The following is a 12,196-nucleotide window of genomic DNA, read 5'->3' as shown; positions in this document are numbered from 1 at the left end:
GGGCCGGGAGACGCGTACGACGTGTGAGGCGGGGCGCCGATGATCCGTATCGAACTGGACGAGGCCTCGCTCGGCGCGACACGGATCGCCGTCAGCCCGCTGTGGGACACCTTCTGCAGCATCCATCTGGCCCGCCCGCACCGGACGGTCTCCTGGCCGTACGAGGAGTGGGTGGGCCGGGCACGCGAGGTCCTGCGAGAGGACGAGCGGACACACGCCCTGCGCCTCCTGATCGAAGGTCCGGACGGCTTCCCCGATTTCATGGTGCCGAAGCCGGTCGGTGCCTCGTCCATCGGGACGGAGCTCGACATCGTCCGGGCCACGCCCGCCGATGCCGTACGGGCCGGCATCGCCGAGCACTACGCCGAACTCGGTGAACACCCCTGGGTCCGCCCCTATCTCGATGACCCCGAGGCGGCCTGCGCCGCGCTCGCCGACGCGTACGCGGCGTACTGGGAAGGCGCACTGGAACAGCACTGGCCGACCATGCGCCGCCTCGTGGAGGACGAGGTCCTCATCCGCGCGCGCACCTTCGCGACGGAGGGCGTCGACGCGCTCTTCGCCGGGCTGGAGACCCGGGCCAGATGGACACCGCCCGTTCTGGAGCTGACCAAGCACATCGACGCGGAGTACCGGGCGGGGGAGCGGCGGCTGCTGCTCGTCCCCCTCGTCTTCGCCGAGGGCTGCCGCCTCTACTCCACCGACGACCCCGAGGTCCTGACCGTCTCCTTCCAGGCCAGAGGTGCGGCAGCCCTGCGCGAACGGCCCGCCGAGCCGGCGTCGGACGGCGCCGACCGGCTGGGGCTGCTGCTCGGACGGGGCCGGGCGTCGGTCCTGCGCCAGCTCGGCGCGCCACTCACCACCGCCGGGATCTCCGACCGGCTCGGCCTCGCCCCGAGCACGGTCTCCGAGCACCTGTCGGTCCTCGCCGACTCGGACGTCGTGACCCGGCACCGCGTCGGCCGCAGCGTCTACTACCAGCTCACCGACACCGGTCGCGCCCTGCTCGCTCTCCTGTCCGGGGAGGACGTCCTGCGCGCCGTGTCCTGACGGCCTGTCCGTACGACGATTCGGTGGCCCCCGAATTGATGGCCGGAGCGGCGGCCGCCGCTCTAGCGTCGCCGCCATGCTTGCCATCGAGGCGAAGAACCTCCGCCGCACCTACACCGCCCGCACGGGCTTCCTGCGCCCGCGCCGCACCGAGACCGAGGCCGTTCGCGGTGTCACGTTCCAGGTGGCGCGCGGTGAGCTCTTCGGACTGCTCGGGCCCAACGGCGCGGGCAAGACCACGACCATCAAGATGCTCAACACCCTCCTCCTGCCGACCTCCGGGACCGCGAAGGTGCTGGGACACGACGTGGCGGCCGACCCCGTGGCCGTGCGCCGCAGGATCGGGTACGTCTTCGGGGGCGACCGGGGCCTCTACGACCGGCTCTCCGCACTCGACAACCTGCGCTACTTCGCCGAGCTGTACGGCGTCGGGCCCCGCGAACAGAAGGCCCGGATCGGCGAACTGCTGGAGCTGGTCGGGCTCACGGGCCGCGAGAAGGAGCGGGTCGAGGGCTACTCGCGCGGTATGCGCCAACGCCTGCACATCGCCCGCGGCCTGCTGCACAAGCCCGATGTCCTCTTCCTCGACGAGCCGTCCATCGGCGTCGACCCGGTGGCGGCACGCGATCTGCGCCGAACCGTCGCCGGCCTGCGGGCGGGCGGCACCACGGTCCTGCTGACGACCCACTACATGGCCGAGGCCGACGAGCTGTGCGACCGGATCGCGGTGATCGCGGGCGGCACGATACGGGCGCTCGGCACACCCGGCCGGCTCAAGTCCCGGGTCCAGGACCGCGACGTGCTGGAGATCGAGGCGTACGGGGCGTCCGACGGCGACCTCGACCGCGTCCGGGCCCTGCCCGGCGTGCGGGGCGTGGCCGTGGAGGAGCGCGGCAGCGGTCAGACCGTCACCGTGCAGACAGGGCGAGGTGCGGGCCTTCACACCGGCGTGCTGGCGGCGCTCGAAGGCGTCCGGGTCGGACGGGTCGTCACCCGTGAACCGACGCTGGAGGACGCGTACATCGCGATCGTCGAGGAGGCGAACGGACCGGGGCCCGAAACGGGCTGCCGGGAGGGCGGAGAGTCGGACGTGAGCTCCCGGGACGAGCAGGGGGCCACGGTATGAGGACCGGAACGAGCCCGCGCCGGGCCCTGCGGCTGACCCTCGTCGGAGTCCGCACGCACGTCTCGTACATGAGCAGGTCACCGCTCGAAATCACCTTCGCCGTCCTCCTGCCCCTGGTGTACGCGACTCTCGCCGTATATCTGTTCCGCGCCGCCGACGACCCCGACCGGCTCCTCACCGCAGCCGTCGGAGCGGGGCTGATGGGCATCTGGTCCTCGGTGCTCTTCGGTTCGGGCGGCGCCGTGCAGAACCAGCGCTGGCTCGGCACGCTGGAGACGCTGGTCGCCGCCCCGGCCCCGCTCTCCCTGGTGCTCCTGCCGATCACGCTCGCCACGGCCGTCATCGGTACGTATTCCATGGGCGCGACTGTCCTCTGGGGCGCGTTGCTCTTCGGCGTACCGCTGGACTTCGCGCACCCGCTGCTCTTCCTCGTCGCCGTGCCCGTATGCGTCCTGTCACTCGGCATGATGGGGCTGCTTCTGGCCGCCACCTTCGTCCTGCTGCGCAACGCGAACGCGCTCGCCAATCCGCTGGACGCGCCCGTGTGGCTGCTGTCCGGAATGCTCGTCCCCGCCACCGTCCTGCCGGACTGGACCCGTCCGGTCTCCTGGGCGCTGCCCACCACCTGGGGCTCGCGGGCCGTGCACGCGGCGACCTCGGGCGGGCCCGCCGTCGCCGAGGTGCTCGTACCGATGGGGGCGGCCCTCGCCCTCGGCGGGTGCTACGCACTGCTCGCGGTGCTGGTCCTCGGCCGGGTCGAACGCCGGGCCCGGGCCGCCGCCACCCTCTCCCTCGCCTGATGACCGGGTTGTTCCGAACCTCCAGGAGCCCTCGCATGTACTCGTCGGTCCCCGCGCCCGTGGCGGCCCTCGCCTCGGGAACCGTCCGCACGGCACGACTTGTCGTGGTCGGCGGCGCCATCTCCTACCGCGCCCTGTTCAACTGGACGACGCCGCCCATGTACGTCGGCACCCTGCTGGCCGGGCCGCTGCTGCAACTGCTGTTCTTCGTCCACCTGGGGCGCCAGCTGGGGGTGGCGGACGACCGCTTCCATCTGATCGGCAACGCGGTGCTCGCCTCGTCGACCGCCTGTGTCTACGGCGGCACCATGGCCATCTCCAACGAGCGCCGGTTCGGCACGCTGGGAGCGGTCCTTCTCAGTCCCCGCCACCGCGCTCCGCTCTGGTTCGGCCGCGCCCTGCCCTACGTGCTCAACGGGCTTCTGATCAGCAGCTTCACCCTCGCCGCCGCGTCCTTGCTGCTTGGCTTGCGGATTCCGCTCGGAGCCGTCCCGGGGCTCGCGGCGGTGCTGCTCGCCGCTTCCGCCGGCTGCTCCGCCTTCGGGCTCGCCCTGGGGGCGCTCGGGCTGCGCTTCCGCGATGTCTTCCTCGTCTCGAATGTGGCCTGTTCCCTGCTGCTCCTGCTGACCGGGGCGAACGTGCCCCGGACCGGGCTCCCTGGATGGATGGGCGGCCTCGGGGAGGTACTGCCGCTGACCCACGCCGCGGACGCGGCCCGGCAGTTGTCCGCGGGCGGTCCGCTGGACACGGGGCTGCTCGGGGCGGAGCTTGCGGTCGGCGCCGGCTACGCGCTGCTCGCCGTGGCGCTCCTCGCGCTGTTCGAACGCGGCAGCCGGCGCCGCGCGACCCTCGACGTGATGTGAGGGGGCGGGAGACGGGGCCGGGTGAGTGCTGTTCACCCGGGGTTCGTGTCGGCGACGCCCGGGCGTGGAAGCCTCCCACTGCCGGGGCGCATCACGACGACGAGTGACTTCGAGGGGCAGGCGTACGGACATGGAGAACGTCACCGCCGTTTTCGCCGGTACGGCATTCGCACTGTTCGGTGCCGCACTCCTGGTCTGGACGGGGGCGCGCACCCTGCACCGCGCGCCGGTGGCCCACGGTGTGAGCCCCGTCGCCTCCACGGCGCTCGCCACGCTCTTCGGCGCGACGTTCCTCGTCGTCGGCGTCTGGTGCTTCACCCGCGTCTGATTCCCGGTGCCGGAAGGGCCTGACCCCGGACGGGGCGCCCCCGGACGACTCCGGCGAGGGCGCATCGGCGGCACCCCGGAAAGCGCAGGCAGGAGCCGTGCGCACCGCGGACCGAGCGGTCCGGGCGGCAGGAATGGCGGAAGTCGGGTTACCGTTCGAGTGGCCGTTGCGGGCTTTTGCCGTTTGACACGGGGGCGGGTTGTACCGTCACACTCCGCAGCGACAGCACCGCGGGCAGCGTCATTGCGCTGCCCGGATGCCCACTGAGTGCCGACCGGAGAGAAGAGCGAAGTTGTCCCCGACCAGCGAGACCGCACAGGGCGGCCGCCGACTCGTCATCGTCGAGTCGCCTGCCAAGGCGAAGACGATCAAGGGCTATCTCGGCCCCGGATACGTGGTCGAGGCGAGCGTCGGGCACATCCGCGACCTCCCGAACGGCGCGGCCGAGGTGCCGGACGAGTACACCGGTGAGGTACGCCGTCTCGGCGTGGACGTCGAGAACGACTTCCAGCCCATCTACGTCGTCAACGCGGACAAGAAAGCCCAGGTCAGGAAGCTCAAGCAGCTGCTGGCCGAGTCCGACGAACTCTTCCTCGCCACCGATGAGGACCGCGAGGGCGAAGCCATCGCGTGGCACCTGCAGGAAGTCCTGAAGCCCAAGGTCCCGGTCCACCGGATGGTCTTCCACGAGATCACGAAGGACGCGATCCGGGCCGCCGTCGCCAACCCGCGCGAGCTCAACCAGCGCATGGTCGACGCCCAGGAGACCCGCCGGATCCTCGACCGCCTCTACGGCTACGAGGTGTCCCCGGTCCTCTGGAAGAAGGTCATGCCCCGTCTCTCGGCGGGCCGTGTCCAGTCCGTCGCGACCCGCCTCGTCGTCGAGCGGGAGCGCGAGCGCATCGCCTTCCGTTCCGCCGAGTACTGGGACCTGACGGGCACCTTCGCCACCGGCCGCACCGGTGACGCGTCCGACCCCTCGACGCTGACCGCCCGCCTCAGCGCGGTCGACGGCCGTCGCATCGCCCAGGGCCGCGACTTCGGTCCGGACGGGCAGCTCAAGCCGGCCTCCGGCCAGACGCTGCACCTGGACGAGACGAACGCCCGCGCCCTGGCGGCGGCGCTCGCCGATTCCACGTTCGCGGTCCGCTCCGTCGAGTCGAAGCCGTACCGCCGCTCGCCGTACGCCCCGTTCCGTACGACCACCCTCCAGCAGGAGGCCAGCCGCAAGCTGGGCTTCGGGGCCAAGGCCACGATGCAGGTCGCGCAGAAGCTGTACGAGAACGGCTTCATCACCTATATGCGTACGGACTCCACGACCCTCTCGGACACCGCGATCACCGCGGCCCGGGCGCAGGTCACGCAGCTGTACGGGGCGAACTACCTGCCGGAGAAGCCGCGCACGTACGCCGCCAAGGTCAAGAACGCGCAGGAGGCGCACGAGGCGATCCGTCCCTCGGGCGACCGCTTCCGCACCCCCGCGGAGACCGGTCTCACCGGCGACCAGTTCCGGCTGTACGAGCTGATCTGGAAGCGGACCGTCGCCTCCCAGATGAAGGACGCGGTCGGCAACTCGGTCACCGTCAAGATCGGCGGCCGCGCGAGCGACGGCCGGGACGCCGAGTTCTCGGCCTCCGGCAAGACGATCACCTTCCACGGCTTCATGAAGGCGTACGTCGAAGGCGCCGACGACCCGAACGCCGAGCTCGACGACCGCGAGCGGCGTCTGCCGCAGGTCGCGGAGGGCGACGCGCTGTCCGCCGACGAGGTCACGGTCGACGGTCACGCCACCAAGCCGCCCGCCCGCTACACCGAGGCCTCGCTGGTCAAGGAGCTCGAAGAGCGCGAGATCGGCCGCCCGTCGACGTACGCCTCGATCATCGGGACGATCCTGGACCGCGGCTACGTCTTCAAGAAGGGCACGGCGCTCGTTCCGTCGTTCCTGTCCTTCGCCGTGGTCAACCTGCTGGAGACGCACTTCGGCCGGCTGGTCGACTACGACTTCACGGCCCGCATGGAGGACGACCTCGACCGCATCGCGCGGGGCGAGGCCAAGTCCGTGCCGTGGCTGAAGCGCTTCTACTTCGGTGCGGGCGCGGACCCGGCCGGTGCGGGTTCCGCCTCCGACGCGGGCAACGGCGACGGCGACCACCTCGGTGGCCTCAAGGAGCTCGTCACCGACCTCGGTGCGATCGACGCCCGGGAGATCTCCTCGTTCCCGGTCGGCAACGGCATCGTGCTGCGTGTCGGGCGCTACGGCCCCTACATCGAGCGCGGCGAGAAGGACTCCGAGGAGCACCAGCGCGCGGACGTGCCCGAGGAGATGGCACCCGACGAGCTGTCCGTGGAGTACGCGGAGGAGCTGCTTGCCAAGCCGAGCGGTGACTTCGAGCTCGGCGCGGACCCGGTCAGCGGGAACCAGATCATCGCGAAGGACGGGCGCTACGGCCCGTACGTCACCGAGGTGCTGCCCGAGGGCACCCCGAAGACCGGCAAGAACGCGGTGAAGCCGCGGACGGCCTCGCTCTTCAAGTCGATGTCGCTGGACACGGTGACGCTGGCCGACGCGCTCAAGCTGATGTCCCTGCCGCGGGTCGTCGGTGAGGACGCCGACGGTGTCGAGATCACCGCGCAGAACGGCCGCTACGGCCCGTACCTCAAGAAGGGCACTGACTCGCGGTCGCTGACCTCCGAGGACCAGCTCTTCGACATCACGCTCGAAGAGGCCCTCGCGATCTACGCCCAGCCCAAGCAGCGCGGCCGGGCCGCCGCCAAGCCGCCGCTGAAGGAACTGGGCAACGACCCGGTGAGCGGGGCGCCGGTGGTCGTGAAGGACGGCCGCTTCGGCGCGTACGTCACGGACGGCGAGACGAACGCGACGCTGCGCAGCGACGACAGCGTCGAGGAGATCACGCCGGAGCGCGGCTACGAGCTGCTGGCCGAGAAGCGCGCCAAGGGACCCGCCAAGAAGAAGACGGCGAAGAAGGCCCCGGCCAAGAAGGCCACGGCGAAGAAGGCGACCACGGCCGTCAAGAAGACGGCGGCGAAGAAGACCGCTGCCAAGAAGACGACCACGGCCAAGACGACGACCGCGAAGAAGACGACGGCCAAGAAGACCACGGCGAAGAAGACGGCCTCGTCGGCGTCCACGGAGGACTGACCGGGGTCGAGCGACCTCACGTGCAGGGGACGGCGGGGCCTTCGGGCCCCGCCGTTTCGCGTGGGGCCACGCCCTGCGGCGGATCGTCCCGGGTTCGCCCTCCGGGCCGGGCGAGCCGGGGCCGAGGCGCTGCCGGCCGGGTTCCGGGGCGCTCGGCCCACCCCCGGCGGCCGTATGTTCGGACGGGGCCGACGGTGACCGCGCCGCTCCGGATAGGCTGGGCGGATGACGCGAGCCGAGCAGCCAACGGTCGTGAGCCCCACCTCCGACACACTTGCCGCAGACTCACGCGAGCGCGCCGTACGAGCCCTGTTGCGTGTTCCCCCGCTGAAGCGGTTGTGGAGCGCCCAGCTCGTCGGCGGTATCGGCGATGCACTCGCCCTTCTCGTGCTGGTGCTGTTGTCGCTGCAAGTGGCGGTCCTGGAGGGCTCATTCGGAGCCGGATACCGAGGGGCGGCCTTTGCCGTCGCGGCGGTGTTCGGGGTCCGGATTATTTCCACGGTGCTCTTCGGAGCCGTACTCCTGGGGCCACTCACGTCGCTCGTGGGACCCGGCGGACCGGTGGATCGGCGCTGGCTGATGATCGGGGTGGACGGGCTGCGGCTCGCGCTGCTGGTCGTCGCCCCGCTGTGGATCGACTGGGTGCCCGACAAGGCGCTCATGATGATCCTGATCACCGTCTTCGTCACCGGCGTCGGTGAACGGCTGTGGACCGTCGCGAAGGAGAGCGCGGCCCCCGCGCTGCTGCCCGCCCCGCCCATCGAGGGCGCCGCCGTGCGCCCGCTGCCCGACCACCTCGACGCACTCCGCAGGCTCTCCCTGCGCACGAACTTCCTCGCCATCCCCGCCGCGGCCGCCGCCCTGCTGATCGCCACCCTGATCGGCAATCTGCTCGGCGCCGGACTCGACTGGTTCTCGTTCCACCAGGCGGCGCTGGGCTCGTACGTCGCGGCCGGACTCTTCTCCGCCTCGATCTCGGTCCTGTACTTCCTCGAACTGCCCGCCACCCCGACGCCCCGCCCGCGCTCGCCCCTGGAGGGGCTGCGCCGTCCGGTCACCGGAACGGGACCCGACAAGGGCCGCACCGGCACGGTCCCGCTGATCGTCGGCGCCTGCGCCGCGGTCGCCGGGGCCATCGCCGCCGCCGCTGCGGTCTCCGTACTGCACGCGATCGACTTGGGCGGCGGCCCCGCCACCTTCGCGCTTCTCGTCCTGGCGCTGACCGGCGGCACCGGCCTCGGTATCCGTACCGCGCAGAAGGTGCTGCCCACCCTCTCGCGGCGCCGTCTGCTCGCGTTCTCCACCGCCGTCACCGGAGTCGCGCTGCTCGTGCTCGGGCTGGTGCCGGACACGGCGACGGGGCTGCTCCTCGCGCTCCTCGCCGGCTACGCGGCCGGTGTCGCCGCCGGTACGGGGCACACGCTCATCGACCAGGAGACGGAGGAGTTCCGGCAGGCCAGGACCACCGAACACCTCCAGGCCGTCGTGCGGGTGCTCATCGCGCTCGGTGCCGTCGGCGGCCCGCTGCTCGCCGCGGCCATCGGCCGGCACCGCCTGGCCTCCGGTGACTTCGTCTTCGCCCACGGCGGCGCCGCCTTCGCGCTGATGCTGATCGGCGCGCTGCTGCTGCCCGTCGCCGCGGTACTTCTCGCCAGGACCGACGACCGCGCGGGCGTGCCGCTGCGGCGTGACCTGCGCGAGGCGGTTCGCGGCGGCGACCCCACGGTCGCGCCCGCCGCCACCGGCTTCTTCCTCGCCCTGGAGGGCGGCGACGGAGCAGGCAAGTCCACCCAGGTCGAGGCGCTCGCCGAATGGATCCGGGCCAAGGGCCACGAGGTCGTGGTGACGCGTGAGCCGGGAGCGACGCCGGTCGGCAAGCGGCTGCGCTCGATCCTGCTCGACGTCTCTTCGGCCGGGCTGTCCAACCGGGCCGAGGCCCTGCTGTACGCCGCCGACCGTGCCGAGCACGTCGACTCGGTCGTGCGTCCGGCGCTGGAGCGCGGTGCGGTCGTCATCTCCGACCGTTACATCGACTCGTCCGTCGCCTACCAGGGCGCGGGCCGCGACCTGTCCCCGACCGAGATCGCCCGGATCTCGCGCTGGGCGACGAGCGGTCTCGTACCGCACCTGACGGTGCTGCTGGACGTGGACCCGCAGACCGCGCGCGAACGGTTCACCGAGGCGCCCGACCGGCTGGAGTCGGAGCCGCCGGAGTTCCACGCCCGGGTACGTTCCGGTTTCCTCACCCTCGCGGCGGCCGACCCGGTCCGCTACCTCGTGGTGGACGCGGGCCAGGAACCGCAAGCGATCACCACCGTCGTACGTCACCGGCTCGACCGTCTGCTTCCGCTCTCCGAGGCCGAGATCAGGGCCCAGGAGGAGGCGCGCAGGGCTGCCGAGGAGGAGGCCAGGCGCAAGGCCGAGGAAGAGGCGGCCCGCAAGGCCGAGGAGGAGCGGCTGGAGCGCGAGCGCCAGGAACAGCTCGCCAGGCTCCGCGCCGAGGAGGAGGAGCGCAAGCGCCGCGAGCTGGAGGAGGCGCGGCTGCGTGAGGCCGAACGGCAGGCCGAGGAGGCCCGGCTGCGCGCGGAGGAGGCCCGCAGGCTCGCGGAGGAGGAGCGGGTCAGGCGCGAGGCCGAGGAGCGCGTGCGCGAGGCCGAGCAGGAACGCCTTCGCAGGCAGGCCGAGGAAGAGGCGCGGCTGCGCAAGGAGGCCGAGGCACGGCGTCTGGAGAAGCAGCGCAAGGCCGAGGAGGCCCTGCTGAGGGCCGAGGAGGCACGGCGTCAGGCGGAGGCCGAGGCCGCGGCGAGGGCTGAGGCGGAGGCCGCTGCACGGGCCGAGGCCGAGGCCGCGTCCAGGGCGGAGGCCGAGGCAGCCGCCGCGGCGGAGCGTGCGGAGCGCGCACGGACGTCCGAGCGTTCCGGGCCGTCCCCGGCCGACAACGAGCTCACGGTGCCGACCCCGATCGTCGGGGCCAACGAGGTGACGCAGCCGGTGCCTTCGCCGGTGGCGCCCCCGGCCGGCCGGCCGTACTCCGACCGCTCGCACTCCGAGGCGCCCCGCCCCGGCCGTCCGGCGGCGGACGACGCCGAGACAGCCATGCTGCCGCGCGTGAACGACCCGGCCGGGCGCCGCCCGGCACGGGACGCGGACGAGACGGCGGTGCTGCCGCCCGTACGGGACGAGGCGCCGTCCGACCGCGTGCCGCCGGGAATCTTCCGTGACGAGCGCCCCGCCGCGGAGAGCGAGAACGAGCGCACGCGCGAGCTGCCGCAGATCAGCGAGGACCCCCGGGCGGCGAAGGACGCACCCGACCGTCAGGCCCGCCAGAAGCGCCCCCGTCCCGACTGGGCCGAGGAGACGCCGCTGGACGACCTGCCGTCCCTGGCCGACGAACTGCTCGGAGGCCAGGACGAGGACCCGGGCCCGTCCGGCCGGGGCCGCCGTCCGCGCGGCTGACCGATCCGTCCATCCCCGTCGGCGGGCCCGGAACTCCGGGCCCGCCGACGGCGTGGGGCGGCCGTTCCGGCAGCCGGAAAGCCGGGATTGTCAGACCCTTCCCGCACAATGGGAATCCGGCGCGGGCACCGCACGACCACACCCGCGCTCGACGCACGACCACACCACCGGAAGGGCGGTGACCCATGACCGTATGGGACGACCTCGTCGGACAGGACCGGGTCCAGGAGCAGCTCGCTGCCGCCGCCCGGGACGCCGACGCGCTGGTCACCGCCATCTCCACCGGCGTGCCCGTACCTCCGGGCTCGAAGATGACGCACGCGTGGCTCTTCACCGGGCCGCCGGGGTCCGGGCGGTCCACCGCCGCCCGTGCCTTCGCCGCCGCGCTCCAGTGCACCAGCCCGGACCGGGCGCTCGGCGGCATCCCGGGCTGCGGATTCTGCGACGGCTGCCACACCAGCCTGGTCGGTACGCACGCCGACGTCGACGTCATCCGCACCGACCAGCTGTCGATCGGTGTGAAGGAGACCCGGGAGCTGGTCCGCCGGGCCCAGCTCTCACCGGCCATCGGCCGGTGGCAGGTCATCGTCCTGGAGGACGCCGACCGCCTGACCGAAGGCGCGGGCAACGTCCTGCTGAAGGCCGTCGAGGAGCCTGCCCCCCGTACGGTGTGGCTGCTCTGCGCGCCTTCGCTCGAAGACGTCCTGCCCACGATCCGGTCCCGCTGCCGCCACCTCACCCTGCGCACACCGCCCGTCGACGCCGTCGCCGACGTCCTGATCCGGCGGGACGGCATCGACCCCGAGCGTGCCGCGTCGGCTGCCCGCGCCACTCAGGGGCACATCGGCCGGGCCCGCCGTCTGGCCACGGACGAGCGGGCCAGGGCACGCCGTGCCGCCGTACTCAGACTGCCGCTGCGGATCGACGACGTCGGCGGCTGCCTGAAGGCCGCCCAGGAGCTGATCGACACCGCGACGGAGGAGGCCAAGCAGGTCTCGGACGAGGTCGACGGCAAGGAGACCGAGGACATGAAGGCGGCCCTCGGCGCCGTCGCCGGGGGCCGGATGCCCCGGGGCACGGCGGGGGTGATGAAAGATCTGGAGGACCGGCAGAAGCGCCGCAAGACCCGTTCGCAGCGGGACAGCCTCGATCTGGCGCTCACCGACCTGACCGGCTTCTACCGCGACGTGCTGGCCCTCCAGCTCGGCTCGCGCATCGCGATCGCCAACCTCGACGCGGAGGACTCGCTCGACCGGATCGCCCGGTCGTCGACCCCCGAGCGCACCCTGCGCCGGATCGAGGCGGTGATCGCCTGCCGCCAGGCGCTCGACCGCAACGTATCGCCGCTGCTCGCCGTCGAGGCGATGACGATGGCGCTGCGGGCGGGCTGACACAGCGCGCAGGACGACGGCT

Annotated in this window: 8 protein-coding genes; all 8 read left to right on the top strand. The window is 72.4% G+C overall.

Annotated features, from left to right (window positions below; all coding sequences use genetic code 11):
• Positions 1-39 precede the first annotated feature (39 nt).
• The 8 genes from AB0C82_RS30500 to AB0C82_RS30465 all read left to right on the top strand — a co-directional run bounded on the left by AB0C82_RS30500 (position 40) and on the right by AB0C82_RS30465 (position 12,174).
• Complete coding sequence (locus tag AB0C82_RS30500) at positions 40-1,050, top strand: helix-turn-helix domain-containing protein (protein WP_362848206.1); 1,011 nt, start codon at positions 40-42, stop codon at positions 1,048-1,050.
• A 76-nt stretch (positions 1,051-1,126) separates the two neighbouring features.
• The gene (locus tag AB0C82_RS30495; protein WP_362848203.1) at positions 1,127-2,176 is read left to right on the top strand and encodes an ABC transporter ATP-binding protein; all 1,050 of its coding nucleotides are present in this window, start codon (positions 1,127-1,129) and stop codon (positions 2,174-2,176) included.
• Complete coding sequence (locus tag AB0C82_RS30490) at positions 2,173-2,976, top strand: ABC transporter permease (protein WP_362848201.1); 804 nt, start codon at positions 2,173-2,175, stop codon at positions 2,974-2,976. Before AB0C82_RS30495 ends, AB0C82_RS30490 begins: the two co-directional genes overlap by 4 nt.
• Positions 2,977-3,011: 35 nt before the next feature.
• Entirely contained in the window at positions 3,012-3,839 is an 828-nt protein-coding gene (locus tag AB0C82_RS30485) for an ABC transporter permease (RefSeq protein ID WP_362848198.1), read from the top strand.
• 130 nt (positions 3,840-3,969) lie between these two features.
• The gene (locus tag AB0C82_RS30480) at positions 3,970-4,167 is read left to right on the top strand and encodes a hypothetical protein (RefSeq protein WP_362848195.1); all 198 of its coding nucleotides are present in this window, start codon (positions 3,970-3,972) and stop codon (positions 4,165-4,167) included.
• A gap of 292 nt (positions 4,168-4,459) precedes the next feature.
• On the top strand, positions 4,460-7,327 hold the full coding sequence (topA, locus tag AB0C82_RS30475) for a type I DNA topoisomerase (protein ID WP_362848192.1): 2,868 nt from the start codon (positions 4,460-4,462) through the stop codon (positions 7,325-7,327).
• Positions 7,328-7,552: 225 nt separating this feature from the next.
• Complete coding sequence (tmk, locus tag AB0C82_RS30470; RefSeq protein WP_362848189.1) at positions 7,553-10,783, top strand: dTMP kinase; 3,231 nt, start codon at positions 7,553-7,555, stop codon at positions 10,781-10,783.
• A gap of 185 nt (positions 10,784-10,968) precedes the next feature.
• Positions 10,969-12,174, top strand: a complete 1,206-nt coding sequence (locus AB0C82_RS30465) for a DNA polymerase III subunit delta' (RefSeq protein WP_362848186.1) — start codon at positions 10,969-10,971, stop codon at positions 12,172-12,174.
• The last annotated feature ends 22 nt before the right edge of the window (positions 12,175-12,196 follow it).

The sequence above is a fragment of the Streptomyces sp. NPDC048560 genome, from assembly GCF_040650955.1.
GTDB lineage: Bacteria > Actinomycetota > Actinomycetes > Streptomycetales > Streptomycetaceae > Streptomyces.
Note: the sequence above shows the minus strand (reverse complement) of the source record. Positions and strands in the feature narration are given on the sequence as shown.

Excerpts from the sequence above, each read along its gene's own strand:
- AB0C82_RS30500 (WP_362848206.1), top strand. The coding sequence starts at position 40 with ATGATCCGTATCGAACTGGACGAGGCCTCGCTCGGCGCGACACGGATC.
- AB0C82_RS30495 (WP_362848203.1), top strand. The coding sequence starts at position 1,127 with ATGCTTGCCATCGAGGCGAAGAACCTCCGCCGCACCTACACCGCCCGC.
- AB0C82_RS30490 (WP_362848201.1), top strand. The coding sequence starts at position 2,173 with ATGAGGACCGGAACGAGCCCGCGCCGGGCCCTGCGGCTGACCCTCGTC.
- AB0C82_RS30485 (WP_362848198.1), top strand. The coding sequence starts at position 3,012 with ATGTACTCGTCGGTCCCCGCGCCCGTGGCGGCCCTCGCCTCGGGAACC.
- AB0C82_RS30480 (WP_362848195.1), top strand. The coding sequence starts at position 3,970 with ATGGAGAACGTCACCGCCGTTTTCGCCGGTACGGCATTCGCACTGTTC.
- tmk (WP_362848189.1), top strand. The coding sequence starts at position 7,553 with ATGACGCGAGCCGAGCAGCCAACGGTCGTGAGCCCCACCTCCGACACA.
- AB0C82_RS30465 (WP_362848186.1), top strand. The coding sequence starts at position 10,969 with ATGACCGTATGGGACGACCTCGTCGGACAGGACCGGGTCCAGGAGCAG.